Source organism: Chrysosporum bergii ANA360D (assembly GCF_029891735.1).
In the GTDB taxonomy this organism is placed as follows: Bacteria; Cyanobacteriota; Cyanobacteriia; order Cyanobacteriales; family Nostocaceae; genus Umezakia; species Umezakia bergii.
Genome location: NZ_JANQDH010000073.1, coordinates 26,527 through 44,032, shown reverse-complemented (window position 1 = coordinate 44,032; position 17,506 = coordinate 26,527). Strand labels below are relative to the sequence as shown.

13 protein-coding genes are annotated in these 17,506 nt (G+C 42.0%); 8 read left to right on the top strand and 5 right to left on the bottom strand.

The window, feature by feature from the left end; translation table 11 throughout:
- Positions 1–5: 5 nt before the first annotated feature.
- From NWP17_RS10955 to psbB, 4 genes are all read right to left on the bottom strand, one after another.
- Positions 6–1,847 (bottom strand): N-6 DNA methylase, encoded by a 1,842-nt coding sequence (locus NWP17_RS10955; RefSeq protein ID WP_280654942.1) that lies wholly within the window; start codon positions 1,845–1,847, stop codon positions 6–8.
- 380 nt (positions 1,848–2,227) lie between these two features.
- Entirely contained in the window at positions 2,228–3,319 is a 1,092-nt protein-coding gene (locus tag NWP17_RS10950; RefSeq protein ID WP_280654941.1) for a 30S ribosomal protein S1, read from the bottom strand.
- Positions 3,320–3,632: 313 nt separating this feature from the next.
- On the bottom strand, positions 3,633–3,740 hold the full coding sequence (locus NWP17_RS10945; protein ID WP_280654940.1) for a photosystem II reaction center protein T: 108 nt from the start codon (positions 3,738–3,740) through the stop codon (positions 3,633–3,635).
- 120 nt (positions 3,741–3,860) lie between these two features.
- Positions 3,861–5,390: a photosystem II chlorophyll-binding protein CP47 gene (gene psbB / locus NWP17_RS10940; protein WP_280654939.1), complete on the bottom strand. Its 1,530-nt coding sequence runs from the start codon at positions 5,388–5,390 to the stop codon at positions 3,861–3,863.
- Between the two features lie 508 nt (positions 5,391–5,898).
- Between psbB and NWP17_RS10935 the strand changes: the two genes are divergently transcribed.
- The 6 genes from NWP17_RS10935 (at position 5,899) to NWP17_RS10910 (ending at position 12,932) form a co-directional block, all read left to right on the top strand.
- Entirely contained in the window at positions 5,899–7,530 is a 1,632-nt protein-coding gene (locus NWP17_RS10935) for an ABC transporter substrate-binding protein (protein ID WP_280654938.1), read from the top strand.
- Positions 7,531–7,722: 192 nt separating this feature from the next.
- Positions 7,723–8,748, top strand: coding sequence for an ABC transporter permease (locus NWP17_RS10930; RefSeq protein WP_280654937.1), 1,026 nt, complete (start codon positions 7,723–7,725; stop codon positions 8,746–8,748).
- Positions 8,749–8,794: 46 nt separating this feature from the next.
- Positions 8,795–9,583 carry an ergothioneine biosynthesis protein EgtC gene (egtC, locus tag NWP17_RS10925; RefSeq protein WP_280654936.1) on the top strand — a complete coding sequence of 263 codons (789 nt, stop codon included), beginning with the start codon at positions 8,795–8,797 and terminating at the stop codon, positions 9,581–9,583.
- Positions 9,558–10,814 carry an ergothioneine biosynthesis protein EgtB gene (egtB, locus tag NWP17_RS10920; protein ID WP_280654935.1) on the top strand — a complete coding sequence of 419 codons (1,257 nt, stop codon included), beginning with the start codon at positions 9,558–9,560 and terminating at the stop codon, positions 10,812–10,814. Before egtC ends, egtB begins: the two co-directional genes overlap by 26 nt.
- Positions 10,815–11,011: 197 nt before the next feature.
- A complete protein-coding gene (egtD, locus tag NWP17_RS10915) occupies positions 11,012–12,031 on the top strand; it encodes an L-histidine N(alpha)-methyltransferase (protein ID WP_280654934.1) in 1,020 nt (339 codons plus the stop codon).
- 178 nt (positions 12,032–12,209) lie between these two features.
- Positions 12,210–12,932 (top strand): hypothetical protein, encoded by a 723-nt coding sequence (locus NWP17_RS10910; RefSeq protein WP_280654933.1) that lies wholly within the window; start codon positions 12,210–12,212, stop codon positions 12,930–12,932.
- Here the strand turns inward: NWP17_RS10910 and NWP17_RS10905 are convergent.
- Complete coding sequence (locus NWP17_RS10905) at positions 12,929–14,068, bottom strand: quinone-dependent dihydroorotate dehydrogenase (protein ID WP_280654932.1); 1,140 nt, start codon at positions 14,066–14,068, stop codon at positions 12,929–12,931. The genes NWP17_RS10910 and NWP17_RS10905 overlap by 4 nt on opposite strands.
- Positions 14,069–14,401: 333 nt before the next feature.
- Between NWP17_RS10905 and NWP17_RS10900 the strand changes: the two genes are divergently transcribed.
- Positions 14,402–17,284: a sensor histidine kinase gene (locus NWP17_RS10900; protein ID WP_280654955.1), complete on the top strand. Its 2,883-nt coding sequence runs from the start codon at positions 14,402–14,404 to the stop codon at positions 17,282–17,284.
- A 38-nt stretch (positions 17,285–17,322) separates the two neighbouring features.
- The gene (locus NWP17_RS10895) at positions 17,323–17,478 is read left to right on the top strand and encodes a DUF2256 domain-containing protein (protein ID WP_280654954.1); all 156 of its coding nucleotides are present in this window, start codon (positions 17,323–17,325) and stop codon (positions 17,476–17,478) included.
- Positions 17,479–17,506: the final 28 nt, after the last annotated feature.

Below are 17,506 nucleotides of genomic sequence, written 5' to 3'. Positions count from 1 at the left end.
TTCTCTTAGGGATATTTCACCATAATAGCCACAGCCACCCCCTGTTGTATATCAAATACATTTTTATCCAGTGAACCGTCGGGGGCTACTTCTTTTTTCTTACTGTTACCATGTAAATCTATCAGATAGATGTCGTCAAAAGTTTGCTCTAAACTCCGCCGCATTCCCCTAAATGTGGGATTATCAAAATAACTATGATTAGTAATAAATGCCAATATACCAGACCCTGTGCGATCAATTCGCCATTGACCAAAGCGAATAAATTTTACATAATCATCCTGTAACCATTTAGGATTTTTTTCCCCCAATGGCACACCATCCACATAGTAATAATCTTTAACTAAATTTGCCATCCACGGGCTTTTATTCACTGAATGTCCCGAATAAGGAGGATTACCCAAAACCACCATCACTGGTGTATCCTGCTTAACTGCTGCGGCTTCGTTTGCTTCCTGTGCTACAAACTGACCAAACAAAACATCTGATTTTTTCTCGGCTTCATCTAGTGTATTAGTCAAATAAATTCCTAATCGCTGCTTGCTTTTAAATTTATAGCCTAGTTCCATCAGTTGTAAACCGAGTTTTAAGTGGGCAATGGCATAAGGAGCCACTAACAACTCAAAACCAAACAACCGATTAAGTAAATTATCTTGCACATAGCTATCCCACTGATCCGCCAGGCCAATTTCTTCTAAATTGGTATAAATCTGCTTGACTACCTCATACAAAAACGTACCCGTCCCCGTTGCTGGGTCAAGAATTTGCACTCTCGGTTTTTGTGTTACTGGATCTTTAGCATTATCTGCCAAACCTAACGGTAAATCAAATTTATCTTTGAGAATAGCATCCACCGACCGGACAAGAAAGGACACCACAGGCTCTGGTGTGTAATAAACACCGCGACTTTTTCGCAAAGCCGCATTATAAGCCGCCAAAAATGTCTCATAAAAATGCACTACCGGGTCTTCTTGGCGGGTACGCTCTCCAAAGTTTTCTAAAATGCTGCCCATATCCACTTGGGACAGCAATTGAACTAAATCATCAATTGCCCAGTCAATGCGACTCATCGCATCGGTTTCCACCATGGTATTAAACAACCGCTTTAAAAATGGATTAGTTGGTGGTATATATGTACTGGCACTGCGGCGGGTAAACCCTTCAGATCCTGGACTTTGAGCATGACCCACTTTAGCCGCAAATAGCCCATAGGAAATAGTCTGAGCATACATATCAGCAAACTCATCATCATTCAAATTAGGTAGCAATACCTCAATAAATCCCTGTTTTAATTGATGCAATTCTCCCTCAATATTTTCTAATTTCAGAGCCGTTGTTGTTGCCCCGCGAATGGCTTTTGTTAACCTGGCCATTTGTTTAGCTAGGTCTTCAGGACTGTTAATAATTTCCCCTGTATAGTTAAGAAACTGATCCAATACAGCAGCCACTTTCTCAGGATTTTTTACCACTACCAGGGTATTGTTTTTCCTTTCTGCCAATATTTCCGTCAGTCTGGGTTTTCCGTTCACATACCAGCGAAACTCTAGATAATTAGTCAAAATAAAATTAGGCAATGACTCTAAATATCGCTGCAACTGCTCTGTTTTTTCAATCTGTTCTAAATTTAGCCCCACATCTTTAGCTTCCACATAACCCACGAGCAAATCTCGCCGCTTAACGGTAAAGTCTGGGATTCCGGCCTTATTACCTTTTTCTTCAATTACCGCATCAACTCTCTCAGCAGGATCATCCAGCAAATGTTTTAATGCTGGGTAATGACTACGCTCACTGCCTTTTTGCAGGTTTTTTTCAATTGATTTCAGATAAGCATCAAAGGATGTACATACCATTATACACTTAGCTCCGGTGGTATGGGTGAAATTGCTAGCTTTGTACTTTATTGCCCAATCTGCTGTAAGTAATCTTGTGCTTGCAACCCATCATCAAATTACCATACTAATTTTTGTTTGCTTTTTAATCCATCACTTTACAGCAATTTTCACTTATTTATACCACAAATGGACATTGACACTCCCCAGGCTAAAGGTGACGGTATTGGTATAATCTACTTCCTAACTTGCTGAGACTGTCTTTCGACGGCGAAAGTAGAGGTTACAACTCCTATAGCGTTACTTTGGGGCTACCAGCCCCTAGCTGGTCTAGTAGGATTTAATCTACCATAAAAAAAAGAGGGATGTTCCCTCTTTCACTAAATGTTTCCCAGCAGTGATTAACCTTCCTGTTCAACAGGGGCTACAACCTCTGTTTCTGCTGCTGGCGTTTCCTCTGCAACTTCTTCTGTTACAGCCGATACTTCTGCTGGAGTTTCGGTTTCTGTTACGGCCGGTAGTTCTGCTGGAGCTTCTGCTGCTGGAGCTTCTGCTGCTGGTTCACCTTCTGTAGGCGCAACAGTAACACCTTGCTGTTTAGCTAACATCTGCTCCCGATATTTAACAGCCATTTCTTCGGCTTTATCATAAACCAGATCGCGGTTTTTAATCATATCACCGGGTTCGGGTTCCAGCTGTTTGGTAGACAAAGAAATCCGCCCCCTTTCTGCATCCAAATCAATGATCATAACTTTTAGTTCATCATTGACATTGAATACGCTGTGTGGTGTGTCAATATGCTCGTGAGAAATTTCTGAAATGTGTAGCAGTCCGCTCACACCGCCAATATCTATAAAAGCACCGTATGGTTTAATGCCGCGAACTGTCCCAATTACTACTTCGCCCACTTCTAAGCGGTTCATCTTACGCTCAACTAGCGCTCGACGATGGGATAGAACTAAGCGGTTGCGCTCTTCGTCTACTTCTAAGAATTTTAATGGCAGTTCTTCACCCACCAAATCTTCTTTTGGTTTGCGGGTGCTAATGTGTGAACCAGGGATAAATCCGCGCAATCCTTCAATTCTCACCAAAGCACCGCCTCGGTTGGTAGCAAATACACCCGAACGAACAGTGGCATCTTCTGCTTGTAACTGCCGCACACGCTCCCAGGCTCGCATATATTCAATGCGACGAATGGAAAGGGTGAGCTGACCATCTTCGTTTTCATCGGTGAGGATGAAAAATTCCCTGGTTTCGTTTGACTGTAAAACTTCATCCGGGGCATCAACCCGGTTAATAGACATTTCTTGTATAGGGATGTAGGCTGCTGTTTTAGCACCTATGTCAATCAAAGCGCCGCGCGGCTCTATACTGAAAACGGTCCCTGGTACAATATCCCCAGGGCTAAAGTGATAGTCATACTTGTCAAGTAGAGCAGCGAAATCTTCGTGAGTAAATCCAATTTCTGTAGCGGTTAAGTTCTGATTGACCATGCTGATTTGTTCCTGGTTTTAGTCTCCGTTTAGTTTGTGGCATAGGCGTGATGTATATGCAATGCACTAGGCGGCAGGCAGGCACACCTAATTTTTTTTTATCCTAGCGCAAAAAGCTAGTAATAAAACATATTAACTTCCAGATATAATATACTATCACATAAATATCATATAGTTCTTATATTAGAACTTATTTTTTTATTTTATTTTTTTTAATTCCCATGGGGGATTTCAGCCCGTCTGATATTGATCAAAGTAGATATCCGCCGCTAAGACGAATCTTAACGACGGATAACAGAGAAATCAGAGCAATTTACTTGTCTTCTTTCTTTTCTATGCGGGGGGGTTCCCGGAATGCGATCGCAAAGAAAATAACCCCCAATGCCAAGGCGAAAACTAAGATATACGCAACGCTTTCCATTTTTAAGGCTCCTGCCTAACCAGCTAGTAGTGATATTTTATCAGTCTATGAGATTAGGTGTTGGGGATTGGAGATGAGAAAAAACTATTCCCCAGTCCCCAGTCCCCAATCCTGAAAAGTTTAGAGAGCTTCCTTCCGTCGAGTGGTTTTATCACCCAATTTCTGGAATAAACCCCATTCAACTTGCTCTTCTAGATCCGCATCAACACCAGCAAACACATCTCGGTAGATTGTCCGAGCGCCATGCCAGATATGACCAAAGAAGAATAGTAGAGCAAATACAGCGTGTCCAAAGGTAAACCAACCCCTGGGGCTAGTGCGGAATACACCGTCAGAATTCAAGGTTTCCCGGTCGAAATCAAAGATTTCTCCACCTTGAGCCTTACGAGCATATTTCTTCACTTCGGCTGGGTCTGTGAAAGTTTGACCATCTAAATTACCGCCATAGAAACTGGCAGTAATACCAGTTTGTTCAAAGCTGTATTTAGATTCAGCGCGACGGAAAGGAATATCAGCACGCACGACTCCGTCAGCATCAGTCAAGACCACTGGGAAAGTTTCAAAGAAGTTAGGGAGACGACGCACAGTCAATTCTCTACCTTCACTATCCTTAAATACTGCGTGACCTTGCCAAGATTGGGCGATACCATCACCTTTGACCATAGGACCTGTGCGGAATAAACCACCTTTAGCGGGGCTATTGCCGACATAATCATAAAAAGCCAGTTTTTCGGGAATTGACGACCAAGCCTCTGAGAGAGTTGCCCCTTCTGCCAGCTTAGTTTGTACACGACGTTCAATTTCCTGGGTGAAGTAGCCTTGATCCCACTGATAACGAGTAGGTCCAAATAGTTCTATGGGGGTGGTAGCGTTACCGTACCACATAGTACCAGCTACAACAAAGGCTGCGAAGAATACCGCAGCAATACTGCTAGAAAGTACGGTTTCAATGTTACCCATCCGCAGGGCTTTATATAACCGTTCCGGGGGTCTAACTGTGAGGTGGAATAAACCAGCGATAATGCCAACTACCCCTGCGGCGATGTGGTGAGCAACAACACCACCGGGGTTAAAGGGGTTAAAACCAGCCGGACCCCATTCTGGTGCTACTGGCTGAACACTACCAGTGATTCCGTAGGCATCAGAAACCCACATACCAGGGCCAAATAGTCCAGTGAGGTGAAAAGCACCAAAGCCAAAGCAAAGTAAACCAGATAAGAACAGGTGAATGCCAAACATTTTTGGCAAGTCTAAAGCAGGCTCACCGGTGCGAGGATCTCTGAACAGTTCCAAGTCCCAATAAACCCAGTGCCAAACGGCAGCTAAGAATAATAAACCAGAAAGAACGATGTGAGCAGCAGCCACACCTTCAAAAGACCAAAAACCAGGATCACTGGCGGGGCCACCTGTAATGCTCCAACCACCCCAGGATTGGGTTACACCTAAGCGGGTCATGAAGGGCAGAACAAACATTCCTTGCCGCCACATGGGGTTAAGAACAGGATCACTGGGGTCATAGACAGCTAATTCGTACAGCGCCATTGAACCAGCCCAGCCTGCCACTAAAGCTGTGTGCATCAAGTGGACAGAAATCAACCGACCTGGATCATTCAGAACAACTGTGTGTACTCGGTACCAGGGTAGTCCCATCGACTACACTCCTCCTTGATAAATTATGTTCACAAAGCAATTTTTTGACTGAGGTTCTGAAGGAGGAAACCTATTCAGGTTGACAGGTGCTGAGGTGGGGTTAGTCCTCCTCCTGCACTGCTGCACCGCCATTCAGTAAACTCTTTGAGTTTTTTTTATTGCTAGTATCTTGAATTTAACCACAAAATAGCCTTGATTAATCAGACTTTGTGGTTAGTTTGGCAATCTTCACAACCCTAGTTAGCTAGAGTGTAGAACTGCTGAGAGGTTTTCTGAATCAAAACTTCTCCCGTTGCCAAAGAAAAATGAGAATTCTTTAAAAAGTGTAACTATATTGTGGACTGGTTTGCAAGCGTGTAAATAGATGCGATCGCCCTGTATTTTAGTATCATGGGGCTACAAATCCCCTTTTTGATGGTTCTGCCGTCTGTTGGCAATGGGCAAAGAGCTAAATATCATAGTATGATGGCTAACCTGAGTTTCTTTGATTGTTAGAGGATGGGGTGAGATGAGAAAATTTTTATTATTCAGATTTTTATCGTTATTTTGTCTATGTGTGCTTTTGACCGTGAGTTGCGCTCCTGGTCAGCAGAGAACAAATGTATTATCTAGTCAGGATGATCAGCGAATTACCGTAGGTACAACTTTAAAACCCAGAACCCTGGACCCGGCTGATACATATGAATTAGCTTCTTTAGGGCTGGTGTTAAATATGAGCGATCGCCTCTACACTTATGAACCAGGTAGTACAGAAATTACACCCCAACTAGCCACATCACTACCCAGGGTTAGCGCTGATGGTTTAACTTACACTATTCCCTTACGTCAGGGTGTGGTTTTCCATGATCAAACCCCCTTCAACGCCAAAGCCATGGAATTTAGCATCCAGCGATTTATTGAGAATAAAGGCAAACCCTCTTTTTTATTAGCAGATACAGTGTCATCAGTGCAAGCCACAGGGGATTATGAATTAACAATCCGTTTAAAAAAACCATTTGCCGCATTTCCATCACTGTTAGCATTTTCTGGGTTGTGTGCAGTGTCACCCACAGCTTACCAAATTGGCGCGGGAAAATTTGAGCCGAATATTTTTGTGGGTACTGGTCCTTATAAGCTAGCCCAATATGGCACTGATTCTTTAAAATTAGATGTATTTGCAGATTACTGGGGAGAAAAACCAGCCAATGCTGGCGTTAATGTACAAATCCAAACCAGTCCGGTGAATTTATTTAATGCTTTCCGTACAGGTGCTGTGGATGTGGCTTATCTATCTCTACAACCAGATCAAATTCGCAGCTTAGAAGCAGGGAGCAAAAAAGGCGACTGGAAAACAATCACTACCCAAGGTAGCGCCGTTAGTTATATGGTGTTGAACCGAAATCAAGCACCTTTAGATCAACCAGAAGTCAGAAAAGCGATCGCAGCCATGATTGACCGTCCACTAATCAATGAAAGAGTTTTATTTGGTCAAGGTCAACCCCTATACAGCATGATTCCCAGCACATTTAAAGTTTCCCGGCCATTTTTTCAAGAGAAATATGGCGATGGTAACTTTGAGCAAACTAAACAATTATTAACTAAAGCCGGCTTTTCTCCAGCAAATCCTGCCAAAGTAGAAATTTGGTATCCTTCAACCTCAGCAAATCGCAGTTTAGCTGCACAAACACTAAAATCTTTAGCGGATCAACACATGGGGGGAATACTGGAAATAGAAGTTAACACAGTAGAAAGTACTACATTCTTTAAAAATATTTCCGGAGGCATATATCCAGCAGCTTTAGTTGACTGGTATCCAGACTTTTTAGATGCAGATAATTATGTGCAGCCATTCTTATCTTGCCAAACAGGGTCTAATGCCCAAGGCTGTCAACAAGGAGGTAGTAAAAGTCAAGGTTCATTTTACTACAGCGAAGCCATGAATAAACTAATTACCCAACAACGCCAAGAGCAAAACCCAGCAGTGCGTGAGCAAATTTTCTTAGGAATTCAACAGCAAGTAACTAATGATGTGCCTTATATTCCGTTATGGCAAACTAAAGATTATGTATTTGCTCAAAATAATGTTGCTCATGTGCAACTAGAGCCCACCCAAAATTTAATTTATAAAAACATCAAAAAAACAGCTATCCCTAGGGAATAGGGAACAATCTAAAATTTAAAATCTAAAATTGTAAAAAAGGAAATAAGGGAATAGGGAAAAATTCATTAGTCATTCTTGTAGTGCGAGCATCTTGCTCGCTTAGAAAATAGTTTGATAGCCCAAGCTATCAATATAGGTTTTCAACAAGTCTACGTCAAAGATATTCAGCACTGGTTTACTTATTTATTATTTATGTCTCGCTCTAAAGCTCTACAATACTACATTGCTGCTCGGTTACTTCTAGCCCCTATGCAATTGTTGACTATTATTACCATCGTCTTTTTATTACTACGAGCAACACCAGGAGATCCAGCAGATGCCATCTTAGGAGGACGTGCGCCAGAAGCTGCTAAAGAAGAATTACGCCAACAATTAGGTTTAAATCTGCCGTTGTGGTTGCAGTATATCAACTATGTGGGAAACTTACTGCGGCTTGATTTAGGAACTTCTTTAACCAGTCGGGGACAGTATGTGTGGGAGATTATTAGTCAATACTTCCCAGCCACAGTAGAATTAGCGGTGTCAAGTATGGCTGTGGCGGTAATTGTGGGTATTTTAGCTGGTACTCTTTCTGCTTCTCGTCCGGGTACGTATTTTGATCTTGGGGGGCGGTTATTTGGTATTATCACCTACGCACTGCCCATGTTTTGGGCGGGAATGCTGTTACAGTTAATTTTTTCAGTTCAACTGGGCTGGTTTCCTAATTCTAACCGTTTTCCCCCTAACGTTTCGCCTCCCGTTACTATCACTGGACTATACACAATAGATAGTTTGCTGAGTGGGAATTGGAATCAGTTTTTCATATCCTTACACCATTTAGCCCTTCCTAGTCTAACTTTGGGAATTTTGCTAAGTGGTATTTTTGAGCGCATTGTCCGGGTGAATTTACAGCAAACCCTCCAAGCAGATTATGTGGAAGCGGCTAGAGCTAGAGGAATTGCTGAAAAAAATATTTTATTTTCCCATGCTTTGAAAAATGCTTTAATTCCAGTAATTACAGTATTAGGTTTAACTTTTGCCTCTTTGCTGGGAGGAGCAATTTTAACTGAAGTGACATTTTCTTGGCCTGGTTTAGCAAATCGGTTATATCAGGCAATTTCTGACCGCGATTATCCCACTGTCCAAGGGGTTTTAGTGTTCTTTGGGGCAATTGTTGTGGCGGCTAGTATTTTGATTGATATTCTTAATGCTTATATTGACCCGCGTATTCGCTATTAATGGGAACACCCTTACAATGTTGTTTAAATAAAGCAACTTTTTCTCTATGTGCCGTTTACTTGCCTATCTGGGTTACCCTGTGAGTTTAGAGGATATTCTGTATAAACCTGAACATTCTTTGATAGTTCAGAGTTACCAACCCCGGGAAATGACTTCTGGAGTTGTCAATGCAGATGGTTTTGGGGTGGGTTGGTATGATCATGAAAAAAAAACCAATCCATTTACCTACCGTAACACACTACCTGTTTGGAATGATTTAAATTTGCCTCACATTAGCCGTTATGTAGAATCTAACTGTATACTGGCTTATGTTCGCAGTGCTACACCAGGGCAGGTTTTAGATTTCGCCAATTGTCAGCCCTTTAACTATCAACAACAGCTATTTATCCATAATGGATACATTGAGAATTTTCGCCAAACCTTGTACAGGAAAATACGCAGTCTATTAGCTGCTGAATTTTACGAACAAATTAATGGTATTACTGACTCTGAACATATTTTTGCACTGCTACTTTCTCAGATGCAAATTAATCAACATCGCCCCCCAGAATATGCTTTAGGCAATACATTAGTAAGTTTGTTAGAAATGGCAAAATGCCATCAAGTAAAGGCTTCAGCCAACATTGTCTTGAGTGATGGAAATCGGTTAATTGCTTCCCGCTTTGCTACTCATCCCCCTGCTCCCTCGCTGTACTACCTCAAAAATGATTTAAATTTTCCTAAATCTGTAATTATTGCCTCTGAACCGTTATTTACTGGTAATTGGACTGCTTGTCCAGAAAATAGCATTATCAGTGTGGATGAGGATTATGATATCCAGATTAGACAAATTTAGTGTCAGAGAGGCTCTGTTGGCTGATTTTGTTGAATGTCGCCAGAAAACTTTGCAGATGTTTGAGGGTATGGATGAGTCTACATTTTGTAGTCAGCCTCATCATGAATTTAGCCCTGTTGGTTGGCACTTAGGGCATATTGGTTATACAGAGTCTTTATGGTTACTAGAACATAGTGGGGGTTGTCTTTGTTCCTTTCCCCAATATCGGCAATTATACGCGGCTGATGGTTTACCTAAATCAAAACGTGTGGAGTTACCGAGTTTAGAGCAAACTTTGTATTACCTGGATAGCATCAGAAAACAGGTTTTACAGCGTTTACAGGTAATTGATATTGAAGCGGAAGAACGTCTTTGGCGCTTTTTGGTTCAGCACGAAAGCCAACATAGCGAAATTATCAGCTTAGTGCTGGAGTTGATCAAGTGGAAAACAGGAGGTATGAAAGAGACGGGGGAAAATATCAATTCTGTCTCTCTACCCGGCGATATTAATGAGATGATTTTCATCCCTGCCGGTGAATTTGAACAGGGAAATGATCACATATGTACCCTGGATAATGAGCGCCCTGGACATAAAGTATATTTAGAGGGTTATTATATTGACCGATATCCGGTGACTTGTGGACAGTATCGGTTATTTATGGAGGCTGGAGGCTACCAAAATCCTCAGTGGTGGTCAGCAGATGGATGGCAATGGCGAGAACATGAGCAGGTAACTAAACCATTGTACTGGTCTGGGCATACCCACAGGGATAATCACCCGGTTGGTGGTGTTAGTTGGTATGAAGCAGAAGCCTATGGGCGATTTGTTGGTAAGCGACTACCTACGGAAGCTGAATGGGAAAAAGCCGCTAGTTGGGATGCTGAAGCTAATTGTGGTCGGATCTATCCTTGGGGAGATAAATTACCAACCTCTGCCAATTGTAACTGCGATCGCTTGATTGGTGACACTACACCAGTGGATGCCTACCCAGAGGGACAAAGTGCTTATGGTTTATACGATACTTTAGGTAATGTCTGGGAGTGGACTGGTTCATGGTTTGATGCTTACTCTGGTTTCCAGAGTTACCCATACATTGGTTATTCCCAAGTTTATTTTGACAACCAGCACCGGGTTTTAAAGGGTGGCAGTTGGGCTACACGTCCTTGGGCACTACGTGCTAGTTTTCGCAACTGGTATTATCCCCGTGTGTATCAAATTTTTGCTGGCTTTCGCTGTGCTGATAGCCAATAAAAAATACTTGATATCATTTTTCATGAGAAAATCCTTAAAGATTGGTTAAAACCTAGATTGATATGGCTCAGGCGTGATGTGATGAGCTTTGGCTATGTGTTTCACTAGCTGGGGTCAAGGTTAGTCATGAAAGGAAAGCTAATATACCAATTCAGTAATTAAGATTGGTATCAAAACACACAAAAGAGGTTTTTTTAATGTCAAGATATCAAGTTAGTTATCCGAAAAGCATTGAAGAACGCTTGGACATCGAGCGTTTAGTTCCCAGGAATGAAATAGTTACTTCTAATGTGGGAACTGATGTGATTAAAGGATTAACTGAAACGCCCAAAACTCTCACTCCTTGTTATCTTTATGATGATCGCGGGTCTGAGTTGTTCGAGCAAATTTGTGAATTACCAGAATATTACCTGACACGGACGGAAACGAAAATTTTACAGCAATGTGCTGGTGAAATTGCCAGAATAACTGGCCCCTGTGAGTTGGTAGAACTTGGTAGTGGTAGCTCTACTAAAACCAGAATTATTCTGGAGGCCTACCAGCAACTAGGCCAATCCCTGCTATATGTACCCGTTGATGTGAGTGCGGGAATCTTAGAAAGTAGTGCTAGGCTGCTGTTAGCTGATTATCCTTCCTTGCAAGTTCATGCACTGGTGGGAACTTACGAATTAGCCCTGGCGCAAATTTTGCCATCTCAATTACCTAGTCGAATTATTGTTTTCATCGGTAGTACTTTAGGGAATCTCAAGCCCCAAGAGTGTGATATTTTTCTGTCTCAAATTACAAATGCTCTGCAAATTGGTGAGTATTTCTTGCTGGGGATAGATTTACAAAAGCCCAAACATATCTTAGAACCGGCTTATAACGATAGCCAAGGTGTGACTGCGGCGTTTAACTTGAATATGTTAGCCCATTTAAATCACCGATTTGGGGGAAATTTTGACACCACCCAGTTTGAACACTGGGCATTTTATAACCAAACTGACAATCAAATAGAGATGCACTTACGCAGCTTGCGATCGCAAAGTGTAGAACTAAGCGCCCTTAATCTCCAGGTTAATTTTACCGCAGGGGAAACTATCCGCACGGAAATTTCCCGCAAATTTGACCTGGCCATGATGCAACAGCAACTCCAAGACCGGGGTTTAGTACCACTGCACGTGTGGACTGATCCTGATCAATGGTTTGGTTTGTTGCTCTGTCAGTTACAAGCTTAGTTTCTTCTGGGTAGGGATGAGGGGGAAAAATATAGCAGCATATAACAGTATTTCCCCCAGCGTCCCGACCCTTGTATAGATAAATTTGCTATAAGTTTGCCGAAGGATACAAAAAATGTCCAAATTTTTGCCAAGATAATAGTATCATTTTCCAAAAATTCAAATGGCAATAATCGGCATGAGTGAAAAAATAATAGAAAGCAACGGGAAGGGGTTTCTCGTTATCCTTTTGCCAATTTCCTTTTTGATTATTTTCCTGGTTGCCACTTGGAAGATTTTACTGGCAGTCTCAGTGTTGGTGATAGTTTTCCAACTTTGGCAACAGTATCAATGGCAAAAGTGGTGTGAGCAAGTGAATCCGGTTTTCCATGAAATGGTCATGGAAAATCAAGGCAAAATCACACCTATGGATTTAGCAATTAGGGGAGATTTTTCCGGGACAACGGCAAAACGTTATTTAGATGCTAAGGCTAGTGAGTTTGGTGGTAGTGTGCAAAAGTCCCAAGAAGGAGGCGATGTTTATTACTTTCTCACAGCCAGTATTCTGGGCGAAATATTTGATAGTAGTGAACCTACAGAACTTCCTAGTCAACCATTAAATCAAACCGCGCGATCGCTTTTAGCGCCGCCAGAACAGCAGACTTGGGAGTCAGACCAGGAAACTGAGGCATCACCACCACCAACCCATCAGCAAGTTCAACGCCCCCTAGAAAAACAGTTAGTTTTTGGTTCTCTGATTCAGTCAGAACTAGCCAAGCGACTTAATGTTTATTCCAGCACAGTCTACAAACGCCGCAATGATCCAGATTTTTCAGAGTGGTGTCGTAGCAAAGACCCTGATGGTATCGCCTGGATGTATTCAGAAACAACTAAAGAGTTTTTCCCAGTGGAGGAAGACTAAGAATTATTGCTCAAGTTTTTACCTACGGCTTCGGTGATGGAATTTAACTGATGTTTTTCTAACTGTAAAAGCAAACCTTGGAGAATTCGGCGGACCATCATCGGGCCCTGGTAAATCCAACCTGTATATACTTGAATCAAACTTGCACCGGCTGTGATTTTTTCCCAAGCGTCTTCAGGGGTAAAAATGCCCCCAACACCTACAATGGGGATTTGTCCTTGGGTTTGTTGCCAAATAAACCGAATGACTTCCGTAGAGCGACGGCGTAATGGCGCGCCACTAATACCACCGGCTTCTACTTGGGGTGATTGACCTGTTTGATGAATTACTTTAGTTTTCAATCCTTCACGGCTGATGGTAGTGTTGGTGGCAATAATTCCTGCTAGTTGGTAGGTTTGGGCGAGGGTAATAATATCAGCTATGGCCTCCCAGGTTAAATCTGGTGCAATCTTGACTAAAAGAGGTTTTTGTGATCTGTTTTCTTGTTGTAATAATTCCAAGATAGAACTAAGCATGGCAGCATCTTGGAGCGATCGCAATCCTGGAGTATTAGGAGAAGAAACATTAATTACAAAGTAATCGCCCAACTCTTTCAATAAGCGAAAACTATGTAGATAATCCGTGGCTGCTGCCTCTAAAGGTGTAATCTTAGACTTACCCAAATTTATACCTATGGGAATTGACCAGTTTAACTTGTGCTGATCTTGTGTCAATCTTGCAGCCATAGCCGCAGCGCCATTATTGTTAAAGCCCATACGATTGAGCGCAGCTTGATCCAATGGTAAGCGAAATAAACGCGGACGGGGGTTTCCTGGTTGTGGTACAAAGGTAACAGTTCCCAATTCTGCGAAACCAAAACCAAGGCGAGACCAGATGTGGGCTGCAACCCCATCTTTATCAAATCCTGCGGCTAACCCCAAAGGGTTGGGGAAGCGTAGCCCAAAGCAATTTTGTTCCAGGCGTGGATCTTGGAGACACAAGGACTGCTGTAAGCGTTGCTTGACTGAATCAGCCCAAGGGTGAGTAGTTTGTGATAGCCAACTAAAACTACGAATAGTTTGTTGGTGTAACCATTCTGGATCTACTTGCGCCAGATTGAATAATAATGGACGAATGGCAACTTGATAAATATCCATGTTAATTTACCTATAATTTCCAGATATAGCGAATTTTGACCAATTAAGGTACATCCTTATGGTTGCTCTAAGATTGACGGGGTGAGGGAATGAAGTCCCTACTACGAACAACGCAACAAAAACCATATGTGTTGTGGTACAAAGGTAACAGTTCTCAATTATGCAAAACCAAAACCGAGCTGTGGGATTCGTAACCTCTACCTTGGTTGTTGAAAGACAGTCTCAGCAAGTTAGGACGTAGATTACACCAATCCCGTCGCTTTTAGGTCAGGGAGTGTCAATTGGGCATCTTAGATCAAAATATTACAACCTAATTTGAATAAATTCAGACAGATGTTGCTACCAGACAAATCTCTAACCGATGAACAAAATATCCTTGCTTTAGCTAAAGTTCTCCAAAGCTTGAGAGAAGAGGATGATGTTGATCTCTTGATTTCAACTATTATTTTTTATATCCAAGAGCAGTTTGACTATAGCTTGATTTGGATTGCATTTTATGAGCGATTGAAGCACGCACTAGAGGGTAAAGGTGGTATTACACCCGATGAAGACAAAAAGTTTTTACACAAACCAGTTGTTTTAAATCCGGGGGATGTATTAGAGCAGGTAGTGATTCAACAAGCACCACTGGGTGTAGTAGATTTAAGTAATGAAGTCCGTGCCCAACCGTGGCAAGAAGTAGCCAAAAAGTTCAACATCCGGGGGACTATTATTTTGCCAATTTGCCATAAAAACCTGTTTTTTGGGTTAATACTACTAGGTTCACCACGTTGGGGTTACTTACTACCAGGAGAATCAAAGGCACGATTAACAATGATATTGGACGCATTAGGAGCAGTCCTGTATCAAAAACAGATAGATTTGCAGCGCAAGCAAAGCAAACGAGCCGACGAACCACTGTTGAAGCTAGTAGAAAGTATACGGGTTCTTAAGAATTTAGATCAAAGACTCAAAGCAGTAGTAGAAGCAACTCACACATTTGTATCCCCTAGTCGCACAAATATTTATTGGTTTGACCGACAAGGACGTTACTTTTGGTGTCGGATGAGTAATCAGCTAGTGAATCTGGGTCGCGACCCCAACGAACAACAGTCAGCAGCAGGGATGACTGTCCAAGAATTGGATGAACTATATCATGCTTTGTCAGAAAATAAAATTGTCTTCATTGGTGATGCACGTAGTTCTTTGAAAAGCAATTTTACAGGTAAGTTGTTAAAACGCTTGGCTGTGCGCTCGCTTTTAGCAGCCCCGATTATTTGGCAAAACGATCTACTGGGTTTTTTAGCTGTGGAAGGTTATGAACCAAGAATTTGGGTAGAAGCGGATAAAAATTTTGTTCAAGGTGCGGCGAGGCTAATTTCTTTAGTTGCTCCTATTGATAGCATGGAAAGCACCATCAAACAAATCCAAGATGATACTCAGTTAACTAGCCAAATCACCCAAATTATTGATGATGAGCATGATTTTAACCAAATTCTCAGCATCCGCGCCACTAAGGTTTTGGCTAGATTAGCGGCTACCAGGTTCATACTGTTACAATTCAACTACGAACAAAATAATTATCAAATTATCTATCAAAGCCAACCTCCTCATCGCCGACCTTTGAAATTGACTCTCCATGACCTCCCCGAAGTAGATAGTTCTTTATTAACAAATGCTGAAGGGTCGGTGGAAGTGGAAAGGTTAGATCAAGATTTACGGTTTTTTATCTGGCGACCTCTGCTTGTAGAAAATGGTGTGCGGTCGCTGTTAATTTGTAATTGTACTCAAGGAGTTACACCAAGGCTGCTATTACTGATCACTCACGAAACTTATCGCAACTGGTCAACCTCAGAAAAGGAATTGCTGTGGACTGTTAGTCAACAAATTGGTGTGCTAGTTCAGCAATGGCAATTGCACAGTGATTATGATCACCAAAAAAGAATGTTGTACAGCATTCAGCAATGCCTGGGCATAATCAGACAAAACCATGAAAATCAAACCACCCAACCCAGGAAAAGGCAATTAGAACTTACAGCACTGGAACAAATAGCATCTGTCCTGGCTTGTCCCTTAGTAGTGATGTTATCTTGGTCTGCTGGTGAGGAATACGCAGATATCATCCACCTAAGCACAGATAATGGATTTGAAATTGTCACCGACGCACCGATAAATATTAAGTCTGAACATCTGATTCAGTCGGCACTGGCTCATCATGGTTATTTAAGTTTAACAGTGGACGAGTTACCGCCAAAAACCAGAAAATGGTTAAATGGCTCAAAAATTAGTCAAATTTTGGTCACGGCTTTACGTACTACTGCTGTGTATGAAGCCACAGCAGTAGTGGTGGTAGCCGACCATAGGCAGCGTCAATGGTTACAACAAAACCTCGATATTGCGGAAATGTTGATGAATCAATTAGCTTGGTGCCGTCGTCAACAGCAAGTTACCCAACTATTAGAAAGGAGTAATGAGCAATTAAAACAACTCAATTGGTATAAACACCGTCGTCTTGAGGAAATGCAAAGAACAATAGGGTTGTTACTGCGACAAATACATGATTTGGGTATACCTAGTAATGATTTGTCTCGGACACGTTACCAGTTACTATTGCGGCAGTTAAACCAAACAACTGCTTCCATAACTGGATTATTAAAACTGGAACAATGGCATTTACATAAAAGTGGGGAAACTATGTCTGTTTCCAGTTTACTCAAGCGATCGCTAGAACGAGTGGAAACTTTATTACAAGAACATAACCTATGGGTGAGTGTACAAGGTTTAGACGAACTGGGTGTTGAACCAGAATCAATCAATAATTCTGTATTCCTGCAAAAAACACAAACTTCCAGCCATCTTTCTGCAATCATGATTGGTGGTGATATTGTCAAAATTGAATTAATCATCCATGAATTATTGTTGTTTGCTTGTTACCGTTGTCAAGATGGCGGCAAAATTGATATCTCATGTCAGCGTGCTGGTGAGCGACTATTAGAGGTATCTATTATAGATAACGGCACAATTTCATCAGAGCTACTGGCGGAACTACATGATCATCAACCCAAGGATGTGCTGAAAGTTTCTCCACTTAACCAACCTCCAGGCTTACATCTCCTGATCTGCCAAAACCTCATACAGCAACTAGGAGGAGAAGTATCTATCTACCAGTTACCAGATAGCCGGGTGATTAGCTGCTTAAAGTTGCCGTTAGCGGTTACAGAATCCCCGATCCTTTAGGACGGGGAATGTCAATGTCCATTGCTCTTAAAAATTCTATGGGACGAGTTCGTTCTAAATCAGATTTGCCCGCAAAAACCTGTCCCGTATGTCAACGTCCCTTCACTTGGCGCAAGAAATGGCAAGATTGTTGGGATGAGGTGAAGTACTGCTCGGAACGTTGTCGTCGTCGTCGTTCTGAGGCTAAAAGTTAACCTCAGTTGAAACGTAAATAGCGCAAGG